The organism is Nocardia sp. NPDC051750 (genome assembly GCF_044453135.1).
Classification (GTDB): Bacteria; Actinomycetota; Actinomycetes; order Mycobacteriales; family Mycobacteriaceae; genus Nocardia.
This window is the reverse complement of record NZ_JBITCK010000005.1, coordinates 277,070-300,471: the sequence shown is the minus strand read 5'-3', so window position 1 is coordinate 300,471 and position 23,402 is coordinate 277,070. Positions and strand designations below refer to the sequence as shown.

Genomic DNA, 23,402 nt, shown 5'->3' with positions numbered 1-23,402 from the left:
CAGATGCGACCACCCCTGCCGCTCGCCGCACTGAACACTGCCACCCGTATCGGCCTGATCTACATGGCGTCCAGCACGCTCATGGAGGCCGAGATGTATGCGATGGCAACGCATTCGGCGACCATTCACACCAGCAGGATCACCCTGCCGAGTGTCACCGTCGACGGTATCGACGCGATGATGCGCTCCCCGGAATTGCGGACCGCGGCCGACCTCGTCGCGCAGGCCCCGCTCGATGTTCTCGTCTTCGGCGGTACCAGCGCGTCGTTCCTGCACGGCACCGCATGGGACCGGATGCTGGTGGATCACCTCGAGAGGTGGAGCGGGCTCACCGGACGTTGTACCACGACATCGACGGCGAGTATCGCCGCCCTGGATGCCCTCGGCGCCGGTCCGATCGCGCTGGTCACGCCCTACCGCAGCGAGGTGATCGAGCGCGCGGAACGGTTTTTCGCCGAGAACGGCCACCCGGTACTGAACAGTGTCGGGCTGGGGATCACCAGCGACCGCGAACTCGCCGAGGTTCCGCTGGAGGACGTCTACGACCTCGCCGTGCGCACCGATACCCCCGAAGCGACAGCGGTATTCATCAGTTGCACCAACTTCGCCAGTGTCGGCGCTATCGCCGCGTTGGAGGAAGAACTGGGCAAACCTGTTGTCAGCGCGGTGCAGGCGTCGTTCTGGTACGCCCTCGAGCTGGCCGGCGCGGATGCCGCGAAACCGGGCTTCGGCCGGCTGTTGAACTCCCGCGTCCCGGCCGCCGGACAAGGAGTACCCGGATGAGCACGGAACACGACCATGTCCTGTCGGGGTCGGCCGATATCGCCGAACAGCTCGATTCGGCGGCCGGCAGTGATCCGGTGCCGGGGACTCGCACACTGATCGACCGCGTCCTGGAAGCACTGGCCGCGCTGTCACTCGCCTCGATCACCGTGCTGTTGTTCGTCAACGCATCCCTGCGGTATCTGGCGGATTCACCACTCGGCTGGACCGAGGAGATCGTGACCGGACTGATGCTGTGGCTGACGATGTTCGGTTTCGTGCTCGGTGTCCGCCGACGGGAGACGATTACGGTGCGCGCATTCGTCGACCGGCTGCCCGGCACCGTCCGGGTGTGGCTCGAACTGCTCACCGGCCTCGTGACCGCGGCGGTACTGCTGCACTTGGCCTGGTTCGCCTTTCTGTACGTGAGTGAATTCGGCTCCGACACCACCCCTTACCTGCGCCTGCCCCGCGGTTTCTTCACAGCGGCGCTCCCTGTCGGGGCATTGGCAGCCGCCCTGATCGTCCTGGTGCAGCTGCCCCGGGTGCGGGAGTTGGTGCTGCGTGATCGGGAGGACCAGTCATGACCCTGGCGCTGGCCCTGACCGTGATCATCGGCCTGCTGGTACTCGGCACACCGCTCATCGTCGCCATGGCGGGCGGCGTCGCGGTCTACGCGACGGTCGAGGGCTCGTGGATGCTGCAGTATCCGCAGCAGGTCTCCGACGGGATGGGCAGCTTCGTACTGCTGGCCATGCCGCTGTTCATTCTCGCCGGAGTGGTGATGAATACCGGCGGTATCGCCGACCGGGTATTCGCCTTCGCCCGCTCGCTGTTCGGATCACTGCCGGGCGGGCTCGCCCAGGTGGACGTGTCGACGAGCCTGTTCTTCGGCGGTATGGTCGGCACCTCCGTGGCCGATCTCGCCGGCACCGGTTCCACGCTGATCCCGCAGATGAAACGGCACGGCTATCCCGCCCCGTATGCCGCGGCGGTCACCGCGTCGTCATCGGGTATCGGGCCGCTGATCCCGCCGTCGTCACCGATGATCCTGTACGCGGCGGCCACCGGTACCTCGCTCGGCACATTGTTCTTCGCGGGTGTTGTCCCGGGGATCATCCTCACGGTCGTACTCATGATCGTCGTCGGGGTACAGGCACACCGTAACGGCTGGGGCGAGAAGACCCGGTTCCGCTGGACGGAGGTCGGCCGCACCCTGTGGTCGTCGGCGGCGGCCTTCGGGGTTCCGGTGATCATCCTGCTCGGGCTCACCCTCGGCGTGTTCACCCCGACAGAATCCGGTGCCTTCGCAGTGGTGTACGCGATCGCGGTGTCCGCCTTTGTTTATCGCTCGCTCGGTGTCCGCAAGCTGTACCGCTGCCTGGTCGAGGCCGCCGTGCTCACCGGGGAGGTGATGCTGATCGTCGGGGTGTCCGTGGCGTTGGGTGCCGTGCTGGCGATGGCCGGTCTCCCGGCGGCGCTGGCCGATCTCGCGACCGCGATCGTGCCCGGCGACACCCAGCTCGGCTACGTCGTGGTGCTCACCCTCGTGGCGATCGTCGCGGGAATGCTGTTCGATCCACTGATCCCGGTGATCATGCCGGTACTGCTGCCGACAATGCTGCAGGCCGGAATCGATCCGGTCCATTTCGGCGTGATCATCGTGATGGCGGTCGTTATCGGGCAGGTGACTCCGCCGGTGGCGATGTCGCTGGTGGTGGCGGCGAAGATCGCGAAGGTCGACGCCTGGCAGGTGCTGCGCGCCAATACGCCGTTTCTGCTCGCCACGGTGTTGGTGCTCGTGCTGGTGATGCTTTTCCCGTCGCTGTCGACCTGGTTGCCGTCCGTCTTGGGAGAGCCATGAGTACCGGAGACCTGCTGCGCGAGATCTCGCTGACCCAGCTGCGCTATTTCATCCGCGCGGCCGAACGGGAAAGCATGACCCGTGCGGCCGAGGACCTCTACGTCGCCCAGTCGGCAGTGTCCTCCGCTGTCGCGCACCTGGAAAAAGAGCTGGGCGTCCAGCTGTTCATCCGCCGCCACGCGAAAGGCCTCATTCTCACCGCGGCCGGCCGGGAGTTACTTCTGCGCGCCCGGCAACTGCTCACCTCGCTGGCGGAATCGCTGGAGGTGATCGCCGGGGACGCACAGGCATTCGCGGGCACGCTGCAGGTGGCGTGTTTCTCTCCGCTGGCACCGTTCTATCTGCCTTCCGTCCTGTCCGGGCTGAAGCTTGCCCATCCCGCCCTGGACGTCCACGTCAGCGAGGCGGACGCCAGCGAGGTGGGCCAGTACCTGGAATCCGGCCGGGCCGAGATCGCCCTCACCTACGATCTGGCACTCGGCGACTGCATCGACCGCGAGGTGCTGGCGGAGATCCGTCCGTACGTCGCCCTGCCTGCGGGGCACAAGCTGGTGGAGGAGCGTGCCGTGCACCTCGCCGATCTGGCGGCCGAGCCGATGATCCTGGTCGACCTACCGCACAGCCGGGACTACTTCACCGGCGTGTTCACCGATCGCGGATTGCAGCCCACTATTCAATTCCGGTCCAGCAATTACGAAACCGTGCGGGCGATGGTGGCACAGGATCACGGCTACAGCCTGCTGCACCAGCGCCCGGCAACCGATACGACTTACGGCGGCGGCCGCGTCGTCGCCCGGCCGATCGCCGACGACGTGGAACCGCTGCGCGTGGTGGTGGCCACGCTGGGGTCGATGCGGATCAGTCAGCGGGCGCGCGCCTTCGCCGAACGCTGCCGGGCGGTGGTCGCACACGACCTCGGTCGCTCCCACTGATCCGCGCTACCCGCCCCTGGGCCCGCTGAAAATCGGCCCGTCCGATGCCCACCGCGGCTCTCCCGCGCCTTCGATCGAAATATGAAGAGCCCGAACAGTACTGGAGGATCTGTGGCCGAGGCCGAACCGATACCCGCCTACATACCCACCCACGCGGGGCGCGTCCACACCGTCACCCAGGGCGACGGTGGGCCGTGCCTGGTGCTGCTGCACCAGACGCCGCGTTCCTGGGACGAATACCGTCTCGTCCTGGGCCACTTGGCCGGCTACCGTGTCGTCGTACCCGACCTGCCCGGCTACGGAGCGTCGGAACCGTCCGCCGAGAACACCATCGAGGCGGCAGCGGCTGCGGTCCTGGCCGTATTGGACGCGCTCGGAATCCGGGAGACGCACGTCGCCGGCCACCACTACGGCGGGCTGGTCGGCTACCACCTCGCCGTGTCGGCACCGGATCGCGTCGCCTCGCTGGTGCTGTCCTCGACGCCGTATATCGACGCCGCGGAACGTGCACGCCGACGCAACGCACCCGCTTTCAATGCCGTGGATGTGCGGAGGGACGGCAGTCATCTCGCCGAGCTGTGGCAGCGGCGCAGCACCTACCTGGCCGAACCGGAGCCGGGGGTCCTGGCCCGGTATGTCCGCGATGTTCTTGCCCACCCCGATCCCGACCGCGGGCACGCTGCCGTTGCGGCGTATCGCTCCGAGGACGGTGCCGGGCGGTATCCAGGTCCGGTGCTGTGTCTTGCCTCGGCGCGCGATCCGCGCGCGTTCCCGCTGCGCGACCGGGTCCGCACCGCGTTCCCGCAGGCGAAGGAAATCGTCCTGGAAGACGGAGATATCGCCAGCCCCGAGACCTGCCCCGCCGAGTTCGCCGGCATCGTGACGGACTTTCACCGCGAGGTGGCGCGACGATGAGCGAGACCATGCGCGCCGCGGTCCTGAACGGGACCGGCGGACCCGGGACTCTGCGTGTCGAACGAATACCCGTGCCGGTGCTCCGCTCCGGTGAAGTGCTCATTCGAGTGGCCGCGTTCGGCCTCAACAACGCGGAGGTACTGCAGAGGCGCGGCGCACTGCCCGCGCCGCCGGGTGGTGTGCCGGGGCTCGAATGCGCGGGTACGGTCGCTGTCACCGGCCCGGAAGTCACCGCGCTCCGCCCCGGCGACCGGGTCGCGGCGCTCACTCGCTCCGGGGCCTACGCCGAGTACGTGGCGGTTCCCGAAGGAGCGTGCCTGCGGCTGCCCGAAGGACTGGACCCGGTGGTCGCCGGCATTCTTCCGGAGGCTGCGGCCACCGCCTGGTGGAATCTCGTCCACCGCGGGCGGGTGCGCGCGGGCGACCGGGTGCTGGTGCACGGCGCCGCCGGAGGTGTCGGATCCTTCGTGGTGCAATTGGCCCGCGGCCTCGGCGCCGAGGTGATCGGCACGGCGCGCGGCCCGTCGAAAACCCGGCTGTGCGTGGACCTCGGCTGCCGCCACGTGCTGGATTACGGAGCCCAGGACATCTTCGCGGAACTGCGCCGCCTCGCTCCGGACGGCGTGGACGTGATCATCGACAATCAGGGTGGTCCCACCCTGGCCGCGAACCTGGCCGCACTGGCCCCGCTGGGCCGGCTCGTCGTAGTCGGTACCCAGGGTGGCGCCGGTGCCGCACTCGACCTGAGTATGCTGATGGCCCGCGGCGCCGAGATCTCCTCGTCCAGTCTCGGCAAGCTCGACGACGCGTATCGCCTCCGCCTGTGCCGCGAGGTCGAACGCGAGGTGCTGCCCCGAATCGCCGTCGGCGAACTGCGGCCGGTACTCGACCGCCGGTTCCCGCTGGATCAGATCTCCGAAGCACACCGGAGATTCGAGGATCCTGGTCGTGTGGGAAAGGTCGCGGTCGTGATGGCCGAAGGGTGCGGCGATTGAAACGGGAAAACAGATGCAGGGCAACGGAACCGGCTCTTTGCCGGATGCTCGTCCGCGCGGAAGTATCGAACTCGCGGACGAGCACGACTCCGCGATCCCCCGGCTCGGCTCCGAGTCGAGCCTCCGGCGAACCCGCCGTACGCGGCCACGCCGGATCTCATCGTGCTCTCGCCGCGAGCGATACGGAAGGAATCCATTCATGATCAAAACCGGGGACGAATACCGCGAGTCCATCAGCACCGGCCGGGAGATCTATATCGACGGCGAGCGGGTCGGCGACATCACGAAACACCCCATGTTCGCGCCGATCGTCGATATCCGGGCGCGCATCTACGACCTGGCCCACGAACCCGGCAGCCAGGACGTGATGAGCTACGTCGACAGCGCCGGCGAACGCAACTCGGTCGCCAACAAACTGCCACTTTCCCAACAGGATTGGCACGATAAGCGCACTGCCATCGACCTGGTGCTCGACGAGGCCCGGGGTGTGGTCACCAGGGTCGGCGACGAGACGATCGGCGAGATGTGGGCCCTCTACGACGGCCAGGACGTGCTCAACGAGGTCGACCCGCGCTTCGCTGAGAACATCCGTAATCATGTGCACCGCGCCGTGTCCGACGACCCTTTCCACATCTCGGCCAATACCGACCCCAAGGGCGACCGCTCCAAACGCCCACAGGACCAGGATCCGGACATGCTGCTGCATGTGGTGAAGGAGACCGCGGACGGGATCATCGTGCGCGGCGCGAAGTACGAAACGGCCGCCCCTTACGCCACGCAGGCCTTCACCAAGCCGACGATCGCGAACTGGGGCGACAGTGAACTGTCCGACTATGCCGTCGGTTTCGTCCTGGATCTGAACGCGCCGAACCTGAAATTCATCTGCCGCACCGGCTTCGCGGGACGCCGCGCCCCCGCCGACTACCCCCTCGCCAACCGGGTCGACGAAGTGGAAGCGCTGGTGATCTTCGACAATGTGCTGATCCCCTGGGACAACGTGCTGTTCTACCGGCACACTCGCGCCGCCACCTTCGTGCGCAGCACGCTGCACCGCTACAGCGCCCTGCCGTATGTGCACCGCTCGATCCGGTTCGCCGACCTGATGATCGGCGCGGCGCTCTGGAACGTACGGCAGACCGGCCTCGACAAGAACCCCGCCGTGCAGGAGAAGCTGGCGATGCTCGCCTGCTATCGCGAAGGTATCGACGCGCACCTCACCGCGGCGATCGCGACCGCCGAGACCAGCCCGGGCGGGCTGACCATGCCGAATCAATCCCTGCTCTACGCGGGCCGGGTCTGGGCGCAGACCCAGTTGCCGCAGATGATGCACTGGGCCCGAGAACTGTGCGGCGGGCAGATCTGCATCACCCCGGATTCGGCGACCTTCGCGGTGCCGGAGGCCGCACCGTGGCTCGAGAAGTACTACTCGATCACCGAACAGTGGCAGGCCGACGACCGCCGCAAGCTGCTCGCCTTCGCCCGCGACCTGCTCAACAGCGACTACGCCGGTCACCGGCTGACCTTCCAGCTCTTCGCCCAGGCCCCGCCGTTCGCGCACTACCAAGCCGTCTACCGCAACTTCGATTTCGACGGACCGCTCGGACTCGTCAAGGCCGCGGCCGAACTGTCCGATCGGGTCGACGAGGACTCACTGGGGTAGCGGCCGGGCGTCGAAGAAGACCCGTTCATGCGAGCCCGCTACGCCCGCGTGCCCAATACGCTTTGCCGAGGATCCGCGCCGGGGAGTGCCGCCGGCGGCGGGATCCGCGTCGCATCGCGTGCACCGTGGCCGCATCGCCGGTGCAGGTTGTCGGGGCCGATGGAATGAAGTCGACTCGGCGCCGCTGGCCTCGGGTCGGACTGTCGGTCCGCTCTGGCAGGATGCGGGCGTGGGTGACTTCTTCGAAAGAATCGTTGACCTCGAGGTGACCGCGGCCGACGCGGGTGCGCTGGCCGAGGACATGGTGGACTGGATGGTGTCGCAGCGATGGCTGCTCCGGGAGACATCCCGCGACGCGATGTACAGCCTCCAGGTCGATGAAGGCTATGTGCTGGGGCCCGACGGGCTGCGAATCGCCGAAGATTGGGGCGCCGACTGGATCTCCGGCCCCGTCGCCGTCATCGTCGGCCGTCACGACCACTATTCCGGACAGGGCGCCATCGAACCGTCGTCCGCGGAATGTCCGCGGTGCCGGGCCACCACCGTGATCATCGACTATCCACAGGCATGGGAGGCCGATCCCGCGGTATGGCAGCCGTTCTCGGACGCGATCGACGCCTGGAAAGAAACCGGCACCGGCGCGGCAATCTGCCCCTCCTGCACCACATCCAGCCCCATCACCACCTGGCAGTGGGCAGACGGCTTCGCCCTGGGCGCCCTTGCCTTCGACTTCTGGGGTTGGCCGCCCCTCACCGAGGACTTCGTCACCGAATTCGCCGGCCGCCTCGGGCACCGAATCGAACATCACACCGGCAAGTTCTGAACCGTGACGACCGGTCGAATGCGCCTCGGCAGCGTGGATGTGGGACTTGCGGAGCACATCGGAGGCGATGCGGCGTTTCGAGCTCGGCCGGCGAGGCGGTTCACTCGGGTAGCGGGTGGGCTTCGAAGAAATCCCAGATCAGCTGTGTGGCATTGATCGACGTCGTGTTGCTGCCGACGAAAATCTCGGGGAACGGGACCGAGGTGTTCCCCGGCCAGACGTGGCCGCCGCCTTGGATGGAGTACAGCTCTACGTCGGCATCCGCCGGGCAGGGGTAGCTTTCGCGGTAGACATCGGGTGCCACCGGCTGACGGGCCGGCGTGGTTTCGCAGCCGTTGCGCCGCGCCCAGCCGGCCATACTGTCCGGAACACTCGCGGGTCCCGGCCCGTTGACCGCGGGACCCTCGCGCTGGGTGCCAACGGAAGATCCGGTGCCGTCGGGGGCGGGCAGCAACCGGGCGTTGGGTCCGGCGCCGCCGGTGTAGGCGATGATCGGGTCGGCGGTGCCGTGGAAGGCGATGACCGGGACCGGACGGGATGTTGTGCACCAGGCGAAATCCTGTACGCCCGCGACAGGTGCGATGGCGGCTATCCGGTCGGAGAGCTGGCAGCCGAGCGAAGACGTGGTGAACGCACCCATCGACAGTCCGGTGACGAAGACGCGGCGGGTGTCGACACACAGCGTCGATTCGACGTGGTCGATCAACTGGGCGATCCAGTCGATATCGGTGCTGCCCGGCTGGAAATTCCAGCGTGGCAGACCGGGTTCCTCGATTTGTGGTGTCACGGTGATGAATCCGTGGCTAGCGCCGTAGTCACCGAACCCGCTGCTGGCGTGTGCGATCGCCGCGGGTTCCATATAGCCGTGCAGGTCGAGCACGACGGGACGAGGGCCGGGCGCATCGCGGGGGACATCCCGGATGTAGGTGCCGGACCGCCCGGCGGCCGCAAACTGCTCGATTGTGCTGCCCGGCGCGGCCGGTGTCGCGGCGCATCCCGACGACGGTGTGGCGGAGGTTTTTTCGGCGCTGGCGATCCCGGCGCCGAGGCCGGACGGTGTGAGCGCGACGATGACCGCGGCGGCGACACCCAGCGAACGAACGGATCTGCGCAGTCGGGGCCACCTGGCCTGGGTGGTGCCCTTCGATAATTCGGAAATGGTATTTCCCTTCATGGGAATTAGTTTCTCACAGGGATGAATTCTCCGGCTGCGTTCGGTGGAAGGGCGCGATCAGGTGAAGCTCGGTTGTGGTCCGCCGAGGACAAACGAAATGGTTTGAATTCGGCCTGGCGGGCGTAGAAATCGGGCAGCCGCGAGGGGGGCTACACCGGGTCGGAGAAAAAACTCTCGCCGAGACCGTGTAATTCGGCAGTATTGTCACCAACCGAGTGCGGTGTCTTGTTTCGAAATGGCTCGAATCGGTCAAATGCAAGAAAGCGACTGTGTCCCGTGCCGAACCGGTCCTTGTCCGGGGCACCACAATGTGCCGCGCGTCGCGTGCGGATCCTGCCGTGGTCGAGGTTAGGCTGTGCGCGCATCGGGACCCGCTGCTGAGTCGAACCGAACGAAGGCGAGAAGTCATGCGTGTCGATGCCGAGCTGGTCCCGCACCGGCGCCCGCGGGTCCACTTCCGCGGGCATACGACGGCGACGCTGCTGGCGTGCGCGACGATCGTCGCGGCGCTGATCGCCCCGGCGAATGCGTCCGGCACGCGGCTCGATCTCGCCTGCGGAGCTCCGCTACCCGCTGCCGCGGTGGACGATATCGTGCAGCTCTCGGACACCACGACTCTGGCCGGTACCTCGCTGCAGCGCCTGGAGCAGGCGGTGGAACAGCACCGGCGGATCACCGAAATACTGGTACAGCACCGCGATCGGCGCGGACTGTTCGCTCTCGGACTCGATACCGTGGAACGGTCCGCGGTCATGCCTCTGCAACGTGATCCGGCCGCTTTCGACGACCCGGAGTTCGCGCACCGGATCAGTCTGGATCTGCTCCTGCGGTTCCTGCGCAATACCCACGCCGAATTCACCGGAGCCGCGACCGAGCCGCAGTGGGCGTATTACTTCACCCTGACCCGCGATTGCGGACTGTCACCCGGCCGGGTGGCGATGGCGGGATACAACGCGCACCTCACCGTCGACCTGGCCAACGCGGTCGCCGCGGTGCGCGCCACCCCGGCGAATGCGCCCGACCACTTCCGGATCGTGGATGCCATCGCAAGTCAGGGCTCGCTCATCGTCGATGTTACGAAGGACGTCTACGGTGCCGACCTCGGACCGCTGTGGCGGTTCTATTTCCTGGGTGAGGGTCTCGACGCGGTGCTCGGCGCCGGGGTGGGCTCCACCGCGCTACTGCGGCTGGCCGACGCCGGGGCGAACACGGTGATCTTCGCCAACGGCCTGGCCCTGCAGGACCCCGCGCTGGAACCGGCTACCCGTGCCGAGATCGATGCGCTGTGGCGCAGCGCCGACGCCGCCTTCGTGGTGCTGTCGGCGAACGGCAGGCTCTGAGCGCCGGTCGTCTCTCAGCTGCGCCCGGCCTGCCATCCACCGACCCGCGCGAGAATCGTGACCAGCAGCGCGGCGGAGATACCGAAGAGCAGCGTCATACCCGTATAGGTGGCTGCCCACCGGGTCCAGGCATCGGCAGCCTCGTCGATGTCGCTGTACGAGTCGTTGGTCGACATGAAGGCGGATCGTTCGACAACGACCGATACCCAGGCGAGCGCCCAGACGATCCACCAGGTCCACACCAGCCCGCTGTGCGGGACGCCTTTCAGGCTGGTTCCACCGGCCGGTGACGCCGGATCACTGGCCCGCACAATGTCTTCCACCACGATGGCCGGCAACACCAGCGAGAGAACCGGGGTGAACCACGACCCGATGGTCCATCCGCGACCGAGCCGATGCTCGGCCGTACCGAGAATCGCCGAGTTGGTCCGGGCCCGCCAGAGCCATACGAGCAGTACTGTTCCGGCGGCCAGCACCGCGGCGAGCCAGCCGAGCGTCGAGTACACGAACGGCATGCGGTCGATGCCTCCATGACTCGCGGTCGTTCCCCAACTGTGGGTTTCGACGACCGTGTGGTTGGCCTGCCAGATCCGCACGCACCAGATGAGCTGAATGAACACAACGGCGAACACCAGCACTGTGACGACGGCGGCCGGCCCCCGCAGGCCGCGTATCCGGGATTCTGTCATGGCATCGATCCTGTCGTACGGTCGGCCAACCGGCCGACGACAGAATATCCTGTCCCAGAAACAGTTTGATCGATATCGGCCGAATATCGGCTATCGACGGACGCAGAGGCCGTCGCCTCAGTGGCCGGCCGGGACATATCGCGACCGGTCTCGCTCCGGTCCAGGTCTGCCGAGAGCTATCGGGAGAGATCCGGTTCTGTGAGCAGGGTGGCGAGACCGTCCAGATGGCGCGCGAGACCGTATTCGAACAGTTCGTCCAGGTCCGTGGCGATTTCTGCGGGAATCGTTGCCAGCAGTGGAAATCGTCCGCTCTCCAGGAGTTCCGCTGCACGGGTTCGCTGTTCGGCATGCCAGCGGTCGAGTGTGACGCCGGTGTTCTGCTCCGCTTCGGCTTCCTCCGCCAGGGACGCGGCGGCAGTGAGGACCAGCGCGTGCAGGGTGAGTGCCTCGCGCATCCGGATGTCCATGGGCAGTCCGAGCCCGTCGAGTGCGCGCAGGGTCCACTCGGTCTGTGCCATCATGTTCGGCGCGAGCAGGGGACGGGTGAACGAGACGACCCTGGGCAGCCACAGGTGCCGACGGCACAGCTGCCATTGCCGGCGGGCGATGGATTCGAGCTCGGCGCGCCATCCTTGTGGAACCGGGTCGGTGGGGTCGAGTTCGCCGAACACCTCGTCGGCCATCTGGACCAAGAGTTCGTCCTTGTTCGTTATATGCCGGTACAGCGACATCGGACCGATTCCGAGTTCGGCCGCGAGTCGTCGCATCGATACCGCCTCGAGTCCCTCTTTGTCGGCGATCGCTATGGCAGTGCGCAGTACATGCGCGAGGTGCGGAGTCCTGCCGGGCGCCGACGCCGTTGCCGCGGCGGCAGCGATCGGGCCGGCCGGTAGCGCGCGGGCGAGGTCGCTGACCACTGCGCCCGAGCCGACCTCGGTGTCGATCAGCCCCTCGTCGCGCAGGGTAGCCATCACCCGTGTCGCGGTGGCGACCGCGACACCCCACCGCCGGGCGATCTGCCGGATGGACGGCACCCGGTCTCCGGGCCGCAACTCGCCGGTCTCGATCCGGGTTCGAATATGTGCGGCGATCACCCGGTACGGCGAATCCGGACGTTGCGTTGACGACATGGGGGTCTCCAGCCCGTCGAGGTGATCGTTCCGGCCATAGTGTACTAGTTCACTTGTTGCGATAGGTCAGTGCACTTATCTGCCGCTGGCTATGGTGCAACGCAATTGGGTTCGATACTTTCGGGGCGAAGCGAAAATACGCCGTACGCACCGGTGGGTGCGGATCGGTCTGCGCGGTGACATGTCCCGGGATGCCCGGCCGGTCGAGCGTGGTATCGCCCGAGGAGAGAGCAGGGAGAACCTATGAAGAACCGGAGCATTCTTGTTTCCGGCGCCGGGATCGCCGGGCCGACCCTGGCGTACTGGCTGCACAAGTACGGCTTCCATCCGACCGTGGTGGAGCGCGCACCCGGGCTCCGCAGCGGTGGGCACGCGGTGGACATCCGTGGTACCGCACGGCAGGTGGCCGATCGCACCGGCATCCTCGCGCAAGTCCGAGGGGCGCATACCGGAGCCCGGGGGATGGCATTCGTCGATCGCACGAACAAGCGGGTCGCGACGATGAGCACCGAGGTGTTCGGCGATTCCGGTGGCCCTGTCGCGGAATTGGCGATTCGTCGCACTGATCTGGCCCGCATCCTCTACAGCAGCAGCCGGGACGACGTCGACTACATTTTCGGCGATTCCATCACCGCGATCGAACAGGACGGCGAGGGCATCGGTGTCGAGTTTGATAACGGTAGGTCCGAGCGGTTCGATCTGCTGATCGGCGCAGACGGAGTGCGTTCCGCCGTCCGCCGGTTGGTGTTCGGCCCGGAGGAGCGCTATATCCGCGACCTCGGCTGCTACGTCTCACTGTTCAGCACCGACACCACGCTCGACCACGATGGCTGGCAATTGATGTACACCATGCCCGGAGGCGACGGACGGCCGGGCAGAACGGCCGGAATCTATCCGCAGTCCGAGCCCGGTCGAGCGTTGGCGGGGTTCTTTCTGCGCTCCGACCCCCTGTCGTACGACCGAGGTGATATCGACGCGCAGAAACGGGTCGTGGTTCGTGCCTTCGACGGAGATGGATGGGAGATCCCCCGGATGTTGTCCGCCATCTGGGACGCACCCGACTTCTACTTCGACAGGGTCGTCCAGGTGCAGATGGACAGCTGGTCGCGGCAGCGGGCAGTGCTGCTCGGCGATGCTGCCTACTGTGCTTCGCCGATGTCGGGGATCGGCACCAGCCTCGCCCTTGTCGGCGCGTACATACTGGCGGGTGAACTCGCGGTCGCCGCCGGTGACCACCTGCTCGCCTATCCCGCCTACGAACGAAAAATGCGCCGATTCGTACGGGCCGCCCAGGAATTCGCCCGCGGCGCCGGCGACGGCGGTCTGATGCCGGACTCGCGGGCCCAGCTCCGGCTGCGCAACCTGTCCATCCGGATGCTCCCGTACCTACCGAAACGTTTCGTCGGCCGCGGCATGGAGAACGTCGCCAACACCGTCGCGCTCGAGGACTACCCGATCTCGGTGCACCACTGAAAACCGATACCCGAGGAGAAGAAATATGCAGGTGAGCACATTCTTGTGGTTCGACGGCCGAGCCGAAGAAGCTGCCGAACACTACACCGGGCTCTTTGCCGGCGCCGAGATTCTGGACCGGCAACGCACGGCAGACGGCAAGGTCGCGACGGTGACCTTCGATCTGGGCGGGCAGCGGTATATCGCTCATAACGGCGGCCCGCAGTTCCGCTTCACCCAAGCTATCTCGCTGTATGTCGACTGCGAGACACAAGAGGAGCTGAACCGGATATGGACCGGCCTCACCGACGGGGGCGAGGAGGGGCCGGGCGGTTCGCTGACCGACCGATTCGGAGTGACCTGGCAGGTTGTCCCGAAAGTTCTGAGCGAGCTGCTCGGCCACGCGGAACCCGAGGCGGCAGAACGCATTCTGAATGCCGTGCATGCGATGAAGAAAATCGAAATCCGAGGACTGGTCGACGCGCGCGACCGGTGAAACCCGGGGTGGAATCGCCGTGCCGCCGCTGCGCGGTGCAGCCCTGTCCCACGACAACCGAGGAGGACGGCTGTGTCCTACACCGGTGCGCCTTCGGCCCCGGGACGGTTGCGTCCCGCCTGGACGCTGGTGGTACTGACGACAGTGTGCGCGGAGCTGACGTTCACAGCAGTCGCGGTACCGCTGACCTGGCTGCTGCTGCCGCTGTTGATGGTGATGTACGGGGCGGGTGTCCTCGTGCTCCGTGAGGCCGCTGTACGGGCCGGAGCCGGATGGCCGAGCCTGGTGCTGCTCGGACTGGCCTACCAGCTGGCCGAGGACGGCCTCGGGTTACAGGCACTGACGAGCCCGAACATGTACGGCGCGGCGGAGTGGGGATGGCGAGCGCTCGGTGTGAACTGGACCTACTGGGAATCCCAGGTCGGCGTGCACGTCGTGTTCAGCGTGCTCCTCCCGATCATGATCACCGACTTGATCTTCCCGGCCCACCGCGGACGCCGGTACCTGCGTACCCCCGGATTCGTGGGTGCCGGCGCGGTGGCGGTGCTGGGCGTACTCGGGCTCAGGGTGGTGATCTCCGCCAGCGAAGATCCCGGCTACCGGACCCCGTGGGGGTGGACAGCCGGATTCATCGTCGCGATCGCATTGCTCGCGTTCGCGGCGCTTCGGATTCTGCCGCTCCGGGCCGTGCCCGAGCCGCTCCCGGTGGTGCACGTCCCGAAACCGGCGGTGGTCGGCACGGCCTCCGGCGCCGCGACTCTGGTGTTCCTGGTGCTCCTGCTCCCGCCTGCTCTGCGACCTGATCCGGTGTTCGGCGACAGTATTCCGCTGTCGATTCCGTTCGCCGTCGCTGCATTGGTCGCGCTCGGCTCCGGGTGGATGGTGCTGCGGTGGTGTTCCGCAACCGGTTGGAGTGACCGGCACCGAGTCCGGCTGGCCGGCGGCATCTCGGTTGGCCATACCGCGTTCATGATGCCGGGCACCCCGGTAACAGCTCTCGTGGGCGCGATAACCATTGCGCTGGAACTGGTTCTGCTCCGGATGCTCGGCAGGCGCATCGAAGACCGGAAGAGCGCCCAGAACCCTGTCGGCTCGGGTCGGATCGCACGATGAGCGCTGGGGCCTGTTCGGTAGTAGCTCAGCGGCCTTGTCGCTGCCCTACCTCGAGCGCGCCGCCGGCGGCGCGCCAGTCGACCAATCCGCCGGACATGTTCTCGGCATCGAAGCCGTACTCGATGAGTAGATTGGCAGCGCCGTAGGACCGCAGGCCGCCGGTGCAGAAAGTGATCAGGAGTCGATCGTCCGGCAGTTCTTCGCATCCGGTTGTCAGCTGTTCCAGGGGGAGATGGACCGCTCCCGGGATATGGGTGCGGTTCCACTCGAAAGGCCGGCGCACGTCCACGATCAAGGCACCGTTTCGGACGGCTTCGATCGCTTCTGCTGCCGAAAGAGAGGGTGCGCGGTAGAGATAGTGACGGATGCTCATGGGGATTGAACCTCGTTTCGTTCAGGGCGGGATTTCCGGCCGGTCGTCCGTCACGGAATGGCTTGCGCCGGTGCATTTTCCGTGGTGTCAGGCGTGCGCGCCCGGCCGGCCGATCATCAGGATCACGACGACGAGCCACAGCGTGTTGTAGATACCGGCCAGCATGCCGAGGGTCCGTAGTCGTGTGCCGCTCCGAGCGCTTCGCGCTGCATCGGGTGGATGATCGTGGCGATGATCGCGGCGGCGCAGGCAGTGAGGATGATGGCCGCGGTGATCCAGATTTCGCCCATCCGGTCCTGGAGAACGGCGAGCGCGATTCCGATGACCGGGACGATGAGACCGAGTCGCGCGTAGGTACCGGTGATCCGGTGCAGTACGCCGGCGACGGCGGGGTGGCGCTCCGAGTCCACGCCTGCTGTCTCGGTGACGGGCGCATAGCGGGGAAACAGGCTGGTCGCGACGGCGGAGCCGCCGATGAAAACGATGGCTGCCAGGACATGGACCGACAGCAGCAGATTGTGCATGGACAACTCCCTATAGCCTTCAGGCTGACTGAAGCCTAACAGGTCCTTCAGGGAGGTTGAAGGCTGCGTCGATTACGCGCCTCTCGAGGCGCGATTCGGATCAGGATGTCGCGTCGCGGAACGCGTCGATGACACCGGCACCGATCCGTCGCTGGACCGGATCGGCCTCGGGTCCGAACAGGCGCTCGTCTACCGCCACGACCACCTGCCGGGCCGCCTGCAGCAGCCGCTCACCCTCGGGGGTGAGCTCGATCGCGGACGCCGATCCGGCGCGGGCGGTGCGGTCATGGACCAGTCCCGCGGCAGCGAGCGCCTTCACGGCGGTGTGCACGCTCTGCACGCTGATTCCGGACATCCGCGCCAGCTCGCTGAACGATGCTCCCGGAATGCCGGAGATATGGCCGAGTAGTCCCAGGCGCCCGACAGTGAGGTCCAGGGGAGACAGCCCCGCGTTCAGTTCGGTCTCCACCCGCCGTGCCAGCGTCAATATGATGATCGAGGCGCTGGTCACCGGCGGTGTCCGGTCGTTGTCGGTACTCACCGCTCCAGTTTCGCGCACCGCGGCCGGTGTATCGGTCAGCGGGCACGTCGCCGTCAGGGTTTATTGGGTGGCGGTATGCGCGGTGGCCGCTTCTATCTGGGACCGGAAGGCCGCCAGCTTCTCCGCGGGGGCGGTCTGCTGGTGGCTCCGCGCCTTGATGCTGACGTCGTGACCGGCCGAGGCTTCGCGAAGTGCGCCGACGGTGGCTTTGTCACGTGGAACATGCTTGAACGGGTCGAACGAGTACCACTTCATCGCATTCAGGTGTGTCATCTTCTGGATCTCGTCGTCGGTCACGTTCTCTGCCTTGAAGATGGTGTCGAGTTCCTCCGGTGCGCCCGGCCACATCGAATCACTGTGCGGGTAGTCCATTTCCCAGGCGATGTTGTCGATGCCGATGTCGTTCCGCAGCCGGACGCCGACCGGATCGCTGATGAAGCAGGTCAGGAAGTGCTCACGGAACACTTCGCTGGGCAGTTTGCCGCCGAAGTCCTGCATCGTCCAGGTGGAATGCATGTCGAAGGTCCGGTCGACGCGCTCGAGGAAGTACGGGATCCACCCGGTGCCGCCCTCCGACAGGGCGATCTTGAGATCCTTGTACTCCTTCACCGGGCGTGACCAGAGCAGGTCTGCGGCAGCGGAGACGATGTTCATCGGCTGGAGCGTGATCATCACGTCGGGCGGTGAATCGGCCGCGGGAATCGACAACTTGCCCGACGAGCCGATGTGGACGTTCAGCACGGTATCGGTGTCCACGAGGGCTTTCCACAGCGGATTCCAGTCTTCGTGGTGGAAGCTCGGGTACCCCAGGGCCGCCGGATTCTCGGTGAAGGTCAGCGAGTGCACGCCCTTCTTCGCCACGCGGCGCACTTCCTGGGCGCACAATTCGGCATCCCAGATCACCGGCAGCGCCATGGGGATGAAGCGGCCCGGATACGCGCCGCACCACTCGTCGATATGCCAGTCGTTGTAGGCCTGCACCAGGGCAAGGGAGAAATCGGAGTCCTCGGTGGCGAACAGGCGTGCGGCGAAACCGGGGAACGACGGGAAGTTCATCTGCGCGAGGACGCCGCCGGCGTTCATATCCTTCACGCGTTCGTCGACGTCGTAGCAGCCCGGGCGGATCTCGTCGAGACCCTCCGGTTCGAGTCCGTACTCCTCTTTCGGCCGTCCCGCCACGGCGTTGAGCGCCACGTTCGGGATCACCCGATCGCGGAACTTCCACATATCGGCGCCGTTGTCCATATGCATCAGCCGGGGCGCCTCGTCGGCGTATTTCGCCGGCAGGTGGTTGGCGAACATATCGGGCGGTTCGATGATGTGGTCGTCGACGCTGACGAGGATCATATCGTTCTTGTCCACGTTAGGTGCTCCCTTCTGAGCCCTATACAGTAAGTCAAACTATAGCGCGGTCGGACGGGTGGAACGCCCGAACCGTGGTGCCTATCGGAGCGATGCGGAAAGTGCCGGGGCCGGTAGTTTCTCCTCGGGTTCATGGCTCCACCTCGTAGCGAATCGGTCGACCCGTGAGATGGACGAGCGTCCCGGTCCGCTGTTGACCGGAACCGGTGTGCAGAAGCGGCTACCGTTGAGCTTACTGTAAGAATCCATCTCGGTGATGGTGATCGATTGTGTGGAACCGATACAGAACATGGCCGGACCGGAGGTCTCCGCGTGGCCGGCTGTCGCGTCCGGCGGTCGCGGGCGGGCGCCTGTCGCATAGCGGTCAACGCTGGACATCGACTGTGCGACTGTCCGAGTCATCACGCGAGCAGGGTCGCGCGGGCCTGTTGACACGTGAGCTGAATCATATCTAAGTTTATGAAGATTCAAATGATGGTGTGGTTCGGAGCTCCGATGCATGAGTTTGTGCAGTCCGCGTTGTTGCCCGGTCTGTCCGAGGGCGCGATCTACGGCCTGGTAGCGGTCGCTTTTGCGGTGCTGTTCACGACAACCGGTGTCATCAATTTCGCTCATGGGCAGATGGTCATGCTGATGCCGATGTCCGTACTGGTAGCGGTCGGGGCCGGGTTGCCGATCTGGTTCGCCTACGCGGCGGCGCTGGTGGTCATGGTGACGGTCGGCCTGCTCCAGGAATTCGTGGCGGTCCGGCCGTTCATGCAGTCGGGTCACTCGGTCTCCTGGATCCTGTCGACCCTGGGCGTGAGCGTCGTTCTCGCCGAACTGCTGGCCATCCCTTACGGCGGTGAGTCCAGGAACTTCCCCCACGGGATCAGTGCCGAGCGCGTGGAACTCTTCGGATTCGCGACGAGCCCGGCCAATGTGGCGACGGTCGCCGCGCTGATCGTCATCGCGGTCGCGCTGATGATCTTCTACCGCAAAACGGCCATGGGCCTGGAAATTCGGGCGATGGCCGAGGACCTCGACGGCGCGGAGGCCATCGGTATCTCGCGCGCTCGCGTGTCCCGGACCGCGATGGTCCTGTCGACCCTGGTCGCGGCGGTCACGGGGGTGCTGGTGGCGTCGACCCAGCTGGTGACTCCGTCGCTGGGGCTCACCTACACGTTCTACGGTTTCGTCGCCACCGCGATGGGTGGTATGGGAAGTATTGCCGGCGCCCTCGTCGGCGGGCTCGTGGTGGGAGTCGTGAGTCAGTCCGCCGCGGTCTATCTCGACGGCCTGTACGTGAACGTCGTGGTGTTCGGGTTGCTGCTCGTGGTGTACGCGATCCGTCCGCACGGGCTGTTCGGCCGCGCCGCCGTCCGGGAGGTCTGACCGATGCGATTCGATACGAACGCAACTATCCGGCGGTCGCTCCTTGGCTGGGAGTCGGCGCGGACCCGGTGGAGCAGGTGGTACGGGGCGCTTCCGCGTCCGGTGCGCCGGGTCGCGAGCGCCCCGTTCGCGCAGAGTGTGACGCTGCTGGTCGTGGCCCTGGCGTTCCTCGCCGCCAACGGCCCGGCCTCCTACAACGGCTATGTCCTGCAGCTCATCGCGGTGTACCTGGTTGCCACTCTGGGGCTGAACATCACGACCGGGTACGCGGGCGCCCTGTCCCTGGGGCAGGGCGCAGCCTTCGCGGTCGGTGCGTACGGCACGGGTGTGCTGGCCGGTACCCATGCCTGGCCGCTGTGGGCGACGCTGCCCGTATCGCTCTGCGGCGGAATACTCGTGGGGGCGGCGATCGGCCTTCCCGCGGGGCGATTGGGAGTCATCGGGCTGGCCATGGTCTCGCTGGGCACGGTCCTGGTGGTCAACGACATGATCGTGCAGTTCCGTTCGGTCACCGGCGGCAACGACGGTATCGCCGCGATCGACGCCCTGCTCGTCTTCGACGGGCCGTACGTGGATTCCGAGTGGTTCGTGCCGGCCACGATCGTGCTGGTCGCCGCGATCTCCTATTGGTTGCACGCCCGGTACCGGCTGTCCCGGTTCGGGCGGGCGACCGCGGCGGTGCGCGACGAACCACTCGGGGCGTCGGCGCTCGGAATCCGGGGCTACCTGACCAAGGTCAGCGCCTTCGCGGTCGGCTCGGGTCTCGGTGCGCTGAGTGGAGGGCTGTTCGCCTACCTCTCCGCATACATCGCGCCGGATGCCTTCTCGCCGAATCTGTCGATCCTGTTGCTGGTGATGGTCATCCTGGGCGGATCCGGCTCGCGCCTGGGACCGGTTGTGGGCACTGTCGTCCTCGTTCTCGTGCCCCTGCAACTGGACAAGTACCCGCACGTCAATGTCATTGTCTACGGCCTGCTTCTGGTACTGCTCATGCGGCTCCGCCCCAAGGGCATCCTGACCCGGACCGCCGCGATCGCCCCGCGGGGCGCCGAGCAGATCGCGGCGGCGACCGAGAGCCCCGCGGGTGAGCGCAGTATCGGCGAGCCTGTCCTGGAAGTGGCCGATCTGCGGCGGAGCTTCGGTGGTGTGCACGCGCTGGACGGTGTGTCGCTCCAGCTCGGTCGGGGCGAGGTGCTGGGCCTCATCGGTCCGAACGGGTCCGGAAAGACCACCCTGCTGAATGTCGTCTGCGGCCATTATCCGCCGGATAGTGGCCGCATCCGGCTCGACGGAGTGGATATCGCGTCGCGTAATCCCGCCTCGATCGCCGCGCTCGGGCTGGCCCGGACGTTCCAGACACCGAAAACCTTCGCCGGGATGAGCGTCGAGGAGCATCTGGCCCTTGCGATCGATCGGGGCACGGGTGCGGATTCACGTCTGCGGGCCTGCCGCCGGGGCGCCTTGCGACTGCTGGAACTCGGCGGGCTCGACCCCCGGGACAGCGGAATCCGCACCCGGGAAGCGCGCGTACTGAGTCATGGGCAACTGCGATTCCTGGAGATCGCCACGGCGCTGGCGTCCGGCCCGTCCGTCCTGCTCCTGGACGAGCCGGCGGCCGGCTTGTCGGCCACCGAGATCGCGGGGCTCGAACACGTGGTCGCGACCGTCGCGGCGGGCGGAGTCTCCACCATCATCGTCGAACACCATCTCGACATGGTGAGCCGGCTGGTGGACCGGATCGTCGTGCTGGACCTCGGAAAGGTGCTGTGGCAGGGCGACCCGGACGATCTGCACGACGACGAAGCCGTCCGCGCCGCCTACATGGGGATCTCATGACGAGCGATCTGATCATCGAGAATCTCGACGTCCATTACGGCGGAGTCCGGGCGTTGACGAACCTGACCGTCACGGTGCGCGCGGGCACCTGCACGACACTGCTCGGAGCCAACGGCGCCGGGAAGACTTCGGCGTTGCGCGGTATCGGCGGACTGATCCGGGCGTCGGGAACGGTGACCCTGGGTGGACGCCGGCTGGACGGCAAGTCCGCCGCCCGGCGGGCCGGCGCCGGCCTCGGTCATGTGCTCGAAGGACGGCATGTGTTCCCCGGTCTCACCGTCGCGGAGAACATCGCGGTCGCCCGGCGGCGCGCTCCCCGCGAAACGCGGCGAGATCCGCTGGAACTCCTCCCCGAACTGCGCTCGCACCTGGACCGGCCCGCCGGTGGATTGAGCGGTGGGCAACAGCAGATGCTGGCCATCGCGCGTGCGATCGCCGGCGGGCCGCGGGCCGTCATGCTCGACGAACCGACGAACGGGTTGTCCCCGAAACTCGTTGCGCGAACGATCGAGATCATCGCGGAACTCCGGGACCTCGGCTATGCCGTGCTGCTCGTCGAACAACGACTCGAGGTCGCACAAGAACTCGGATCGGACGTCGTCGTGCTGCGGCACGGGGAAACAGCGCACCGCGGTTCGGGCACCGATCCGGCGTTGCCCGACCTCCTGCACTCCATGTACCTCTCGTAATCATTCCGAGGAGCAACAACGATGTTCACACCTCTGATCAGGCTGCTCGCCGTCGGCTTGGCCGGTGCCATGGCATGTACCGTTGCCGGTTGCAGTGGGGGACCGGCCGCCGATTCCGACGGGTCGGTCATCACGATCGGTTTCGTCGGCTCGCTGACGGGGCCCCTCGCCGCCAGTGGCAAGATCTCCCTCGACGGGCTGAAAGCCGGCGCCCGGTACATCGAAAGCCACCATCCCGGTTCGACAGTGGAGATCGTGCAGCGCGATACGAAGGGGGAGCCGACGGCAGCCGTCGCCGCGACCCGCTCGCTCGCCCAGGAGGGCGTGACCGCGCTCTACTACACCACCGAGGCGTTCGCGCCGGTGCAGGACGTCCTCAACCAGGTGCGGATCCCGGCCGATACGGCGGGCGGGATCGGTCCGATTCTGGACGAGGTCGGGGACAGCAAACGCTACAAGTACGCCTTCAGCACCGGTGCGGGAACGTCCGGAGAAGCCTCGGTCGTACCGCTGCTCGAGTACGCCGCCGGTGCCGGGAACCGGGTCGCGATGCTGAACGACTCATCCGCTTTCAACACCTCCCAGGCGGAACTGACCACATCGATTGCCGCCGACCGGTTCCCGCAGATCGAACTCGTCAGCGAGAGCTTCCCCGCGACCGCGTCCGATGTCACCGCGCAACTGAACAAGCTCCGCGATTCGGGGGCACCGTCCGCTGTGGTCTGGGCCTACGGTTCGTCGTTGGTCGCCGTGATGTCGAGTCTGAACAGGATGGGCTGGAATCCGCAGATGTCGGGTGTTCTCGGCGTCGGTGATCCGGCCACTGCCGAACTGATTCCCCCCGGGATGAGGGAAACCCTGGCGGCGGGTCCGATGGCAAAGACGTTCCTGGCCCAGCACCCGGGCGGCTCACCCACGGGCATTGCGGCCGAGTTCGTCGAGCTGTTCCTGGAGGTTCAGGGAAAGAGCGATTTCGTAGCTCTCGATACGGTGGGCGCCGTGTCCTTCGACTGGGTCCTGCTCGTCCATCAGGCGGCACAGAAAGTGAAATCCGGGAACCCGGAGAAGATCAAGGATCAACTCGTCGCCGGTGAGCCCTTCGAGGGTGCGAACGGTACCTACACCTTCGGACCCGACAAGCGGATCGGTATCGAGGCCGATCAGCTCGCCATGTTCCTGCCCGCACAGCCCTGCTCCCAGGGCGCGTGTGTCCCTGTCCGCGAGAAGACAGTTCGATAGCGACTTAGCGCCGGCCTCGGTGTGGCGCTGTCCGGGCGGAACGCGCGCCCGCCGGTGTCCACCGCGACAACGGTCACCGGAACAAGGAGATCGACGCATGAGTCATGCCGTACTGCTCG

23 protein-coding genes are annotated in these 23,402 nt (G+C 66.5%); 16 read left to right on the top strand and 7 right to left on the bottom strand.

Annotation, left to right across the window (positions count from 1 at the left end):
- The first annotated feature begins 3 nt into the window (after nt 1–3).
- From ACIA75_RS23190 to ACIA75_RS23155, 8 genes are all read left to right on the top strand, one after another.
- Entirely contained in the window at nt 4–783 is a 780-nt protein-coding gene (locus tag ACIA75_RS23190; protein WP_397107291.1) for an Asp/Glu racemase, read from the top strand.
- A complete protein-coding gene (locus ACIA75_RS23185) occupies nt 780–1,349 on the top strand; it encodes a TRAP transporter small permease (protein WP_397107289.1) in 570 nt (189 codons plus the stop codon). Before ACIA75_RS23190 ends, ACIA75_RS23185 begins: the two co-directional genes overlap by 4 nt.
- Nucleotides 1,346–2,626, top strand: coding sequence for a TRAP transporter large permease (locus tag ACIA75_RS23180; protein ID WP_397107287.1), 1,281 nt, complete (start codon nt 1,346–1,348; stop codon nt 2,624–2,626). The genes ACIA75_RS23185 and ACIA75_RS23180 overlap by 4 nt, the downstream gene beginning before the upstream one ends.
- The gene (locus tag ACIA75_RS23175; protein WP_397107285.1) at nt 2,623–3,558 is read left to right on the top strand and encodes a LysR substrate-binding domain-containing protein; all 936 of its coding nucleotides are present in this window, start codon (nt 2,623–2,625) and stop codon (nt 3,556–3,558) included. Before ACIA75_RS23180 ends, ACIA75_RS23175 begins: the two co-directional genes overlap by 4 nt.
- Before the next feature lie 111 nt (nt 3,559–3,669).
- Nucleotides 3,670–4,473 carry an alpha/beta fold hydrolase gene (locus ACIA75_RS23170; RefSeq protein WP_397107283.1) on the top strand — a complete coding sequence of 268 codons (804 nt, stop codon included), beginning with the start codon at nt 3,670–3,672 and terminating at the stop codon, nt 4,471–4,473.
- On the top strand, nt 4,470–5,468 hold the full coding sequence (locus tag ACIA75_RS23165; protein ID WP_397107281.1) for an NAD(P)H-quinone oxidoreductase: 999 nt from the start codon (nt 4,470–4,472) through the stop codon (nt 5,466–5,468). Before ACIA75_RS23170 ends, ACIA75_RS23165 begins: the two co-directional genes overlap by 4 nt.
- 199 nt (nt 5,469–5,667) lie before the next feature.
- The gene (locus tag ACIA75_RS23160) at nt 5,668–7,128 is read left to right on the top strand and encodes a 4-hydroxyphenylacetate 3-hydroxylase family protein (RefSeq protein WP_397107279.1); all 1,461 of its coding nucleotides are present in this window, start codon (nt 5,668–5,670) and stop codon (nt 7,126–7,128) included.
- 229 nt (nt 7,129–7,357) lie between these two features.
- A complete protein-coding gene (locus tag ACIA75_RS23155) occupies nt 7,358–7,951 on the top strand; it encodes a hypothetical protein (protein ID WP_397107277.1) in 594 nt (197 codons plus the stop codon).
- A gap of 100 nt (nt 7,952–8,051) precedes the next feature.
- Here ACIA75_RS23155 and ACIA75_RS23150 read toward each other — a convergent pair whose 3' ends face one another.
- Complete coding sequence (locus tag ACIA75_RS23150) at nt 8,052–9,125, bottom strand: alpha/beta hydrolase family esterase (RefSeq protein ID WP_397107275.1); 1,074 nt, start codon at nt 9,123–9,125, stop codon at nt 8,052–8,054.
- A gap of 407 nt (nt 9,126–9,532) precedes the next feature.
- Here ACIA75_RS23150 and ACIA75_RS23145 point away from each other — a divergent pair, with 407 nt between their 5' ends.
- Nucleotides 9,533–10,465, top strand: a complete 933-nt coding sequence (locus ACIA75_RS23145) for a DUF5995 family protein (protein ID WP_397107273.1) — start codon at nt 9,533–9,535, stop codon at nt 10,463–10,465.
- 14 nt (nt 10,466–10,479) lie between these two features.
- Here the strand turns inward: ACIA75_RS23145 and ACIA75_RS23140 are convergent, their stop codons facing one another.
- On the bottom strand, nt 10,480–11,154 hold the full coding sequence (locus tag ACIA75_RS23140) for a DUF4328 domain-containing protein (RefSeq protein WP_397107271.1): 675 nt from the start codon (nt 11,152–11,154) through the stop codon (nt 10,480–10,482).
- Between the two features lie 176 nt (nt 11,155–11,330).
- Complete coding sequence (locus ACIA75_RS23135; RefSeq protein ID WP_397107269.1) at nt 11,331–12,284, bottom strand: TetR/AcrR family transcriptional regulator C-terminal domain-containing protein; 954 nt, start codon at nt 12,282–12,284, stop codon at nt 11,331–11,333.
- A 243-nt stretch (nt 12,285–12,527) separates the two neighbouring features.
- On the opposite strand from ACIA75_RS23135, the gene ACIA75_RS23130 reads away from it, so the two are divergent.
- The 3 genes from ACIA75_RS23130 (at nt 12,528) to ACIA75_RS23120 (ending at nt 15,345) form a co-directional block, all read left to right on the top strand.
- Complete coding sequence (locus ACIA75_RS23130; protein ID WP_397107267.1) at nt 12,528–13,757, top strand: FAD-dependent monooxygenase; 1,230 nt, start codon at nt 12,528–12,530, stop codon at nt 13,755–13,757.
- A gap of 25 nt (nt 13,758–13,782) precedes the next feature.
- The gene (locus ACIA75_RS23125; protein WP_397107265.1) at nt 13,783–14,232 is read left to right on the top strand and encodes a VOC family protein; all 450 of its coding nucleotides are present in this window, start codon (nt 13,783–13,785) and stop codon (nt 14,230–14,232) included.
- A gap of 72 nt (nt 14,233–14,304) precedes the next feature.
- On the top strand, nt 14,305–15,345 hold the full coding sequence (locus tag ACIA75_RS23120; RefSeq protein ID WP_397107263.1) for a hypothetical protein: 1,041 nt from the start codon (nt 14,305–14,307) through the stop codon (nt 15,343–15,345).
- Nucleotides 15,346–15,370: 25 nt separating this feature from the next.
- Here the strand turns inward: ACIA75_RS23120 and ACIA75_RS23115 are convergent, their stop codons facing one another.
- From ACIA75_RS23115 to ACIA75_RS23100, 4 genes are all read right to left on the bottom strand, one after another.
- Nucleotides 15,371–15,718, bottom strand: coding sequence for a rhodanese-like domain-containing protein (locus ACIA75_RS23115; RefSeq protein WP_397107261.1), 348 nt, complete (start codon nt 15,716–15,718; stop codon nt 15,371–15,373).
- 122 nt (nt 15,719–15,840) lie between these two features.
- The gene (locus ACIA75_RS23110; RefSeq protein ID WP_397107259.1) at nt 15,841–16,242 is read right to left on the bottom strand and encodes a hypothetical protein; all 402 of its coding nucleotides are present in this window, start codon (nt 16,240–16,242) and stop codon (nt 15,841–15,843) included.
- A 100-nt stretch (nt 16,243–16,342) separates the two neighbouring features.
- The gene (locus ACIA75_RS23105) at nt 16,343–16,783 is read right to left on the bottom strand and encodes a MarR family winged helix-turn-helix transcriptional regulator (protein WP_397107257.1); all 441 of its coding nucleotides are present in this window, start codon (nt 16,781–16,783) and stop codon (nt 16,343–16,345) included.
- A gap of 60 nt (nt 16,784–16,843) precedes the next feature.
- Nucleotides 16,844–18,145, bottom strand: a complete 1,302-nt coding sequence (locus ACIA75_RS23100) for an amidohydrolase family protein (RefSeq protein WP_397107255.1) — start codon at nt 18,143–18,145, stop codon at nt 16,844–16,846.
- 495 nt (nt 18,146–18,640) lie between these two features.
- Here ACIA75_RS23100 and ACIA75_RS23095 point away from each other — a divergent pair, with 495 nt between their 5' ends.
- The 4 genes from ACIA75_RS23095 to ACIA75_RS23080 are packed head-to-tail and all read left to right on the top strand — an operon-like array spanning nt 18,641 to nt 23,283.
- Complete coding sequence (locus ACIA75_RS23095; RefSeq protein ID WP_397107253.1) at nt 18,641–19,519, top strand: branched-chain amino acid ABC transporter permease; 879 nt, start codon at nt 18,641–18,643, stop codon at nt 19,517–19,519.
- A 3-nt stretch (nt 19,520–19,522) separates the two neighbouring features.
- Nucleotides 19,523–21,355, top strand: a complete 1,833-nt coding sequence (locus ACIA75_RS23090) for an ATP-binding cassette domain-containing protein (RefSeq protein WP_397107251.1) — start codon at nt 19,523–19,525, stop codon at nt 21,353–21,355.
- Nucleotides 21,352–22,044, top strand: coding sequence for an ABC transporter ATP-binding protein (locus tag ACIA75_RS23085; protein WP_397107249.1), 693 nt, complete (start codon nt 21,352–21,354; stop codon nt 22,042–22,044). The genes ACIA75_RS23090 and ACIA75_RS23085 overlap by 4 nt, the downstream gene beginning before the upstream one ends.
- A 21-nt stretch (nt 22,045–22,065) precedes the next feature.
- Nucleotides 22,066–23,283: an ABC transporter substrate-binding protein gene (locus ACIA75_RS23080; RefSeq protein ID WP_397107247.1), complete on the top strand. Its 1,218-nt coding sequence runs from the start codon at nt 22,066–22,068 to the stop codon at nt 23,281–23,283.
- Nucleotides 23,284–23,402: the final 119 nt, after the last annotated feature.

Coding starts and splice junctions, on each gene's coding strand:
- ACIA75_RS23190 (WP_397107291.1), top strand. CDS start 4: ATGCGACCACCCCTGCCGCTCGCCGCACTGAACACTGCCACCCGTATC.
- ACIA75_RS23185 (WP_397107289.1), top strand. CDS start 780: ATGAGCACGGAACACGACCATGTCCTGTCGGGGTCGGCCGATATCGCC.
- ACIA75_RS23180 (WP_397107287.1), top strand. CDS start 1,346: ATGACCCTGGCGCTGGCCCTGACCGTGATCATCGGCCTGCTGGTACTC.
- ACIA75_RS23175 (WP_397107285.1), top strand. CDS start 2,623: ATGAGTACCGGAGACCTGCTGCGCGAGATCTCGCTGACCCAGCTGCGC.
- ACIA75_RS23165 (WP_397107281.1), top strand. CDS start 4,470: ATGAGCGAGACCATGCGCGCCGCGGTCCTGAACGGGACCGGCGGACCC.
- ACIA75_RS23160 (WP_397107279.1), top strand. CDS start 5,668: ATGATCAAAACCGGGGACGAATACCGCGAGTCCATCAGCACCGGCCGG.
- ACIA75_RS23150 (WP_397107275.1), bottom strand. CDS start 9,125: ATGAAGGGAAATACCATTTCCGAATTATCGAAGGGCACCACCCAGGCC.
- ACIA75_RS23145 (WP_397107273.1), top strand. CDS start 9,533: ATGCGTGTCGATGCCGAGCTGGTCCCGCACCGGCGCCCGCGGGTCCAC.
- ACIA75_RS23140 (WP_397107271.1), bottom strand. CDS start 11,154: ATGACAGAATCCCGGATACGCGGCCTGCGGGGGCCGGCCGCCGTCGTC.
- ACIA75_RS23135 (WP_397107269.1), bottom strand. CDS start 12,284: ATGTCGTCAACGCAACGTCCGGATTCGCCGTACCGGGTGATCGCCGCA.
- ACIA75_RS23130 (WP_397107267.1), top strand. CDS start 12,528: ATGAAGAACCGGAGCATTCTTGTTTCCGGCGCCGGGATCGCCGGGCCG.
- ACIA75_RS23125 (WP_397107265.1), top strand. CDS start 13,783: ATGCAGGTGAGCACATTCTTGTGGTTCGACGGCCGAGCCGAAGAAGCT.
- ACIA75_RS23115 (WP_397107261.1), bottom strand. CDS start 15,718: ATGAGCATCCGTCACTATCTCTACCGCGCACCCTCTCTTTCGGCAGCA.
- ACIA75_RS23110 (WP_397107259.1), bottom strand. CDS start 16,242: ATGCACAATCTGCTGCTGTCGGTCCATGTCCTGGCAGCCATCGTTTTC.
- ACIA75_RS23095 (WP_397107253.1), top strand. CDS start 18,641: ATGCATGAGTTTGTGCAGTCCGCGTTGTTGCCCGGTCTGTCCGAGGGC.
- ACIA75_RS23090 (WP_397107251.1), top strand. CDS start 19,523: ATGCGATTCGATACGAACGCAACTATCCGGCGGTCGCTCCTTGGCTGG.
- ACIA75_RS23085 (WP_397107249.1), top strand. CDS start 21,352: ATGACGAGCGATCTGATCATCGAGAATCTCGACGTCCATTACGGCGGA.
- ACIA75_RS23080 (WP_397107247.1), top strand. CDS start 22,066: ATGTTCACACCTCTGATCAGGCTGCTCGCCGTCGGCTTGGCCGGTGCC.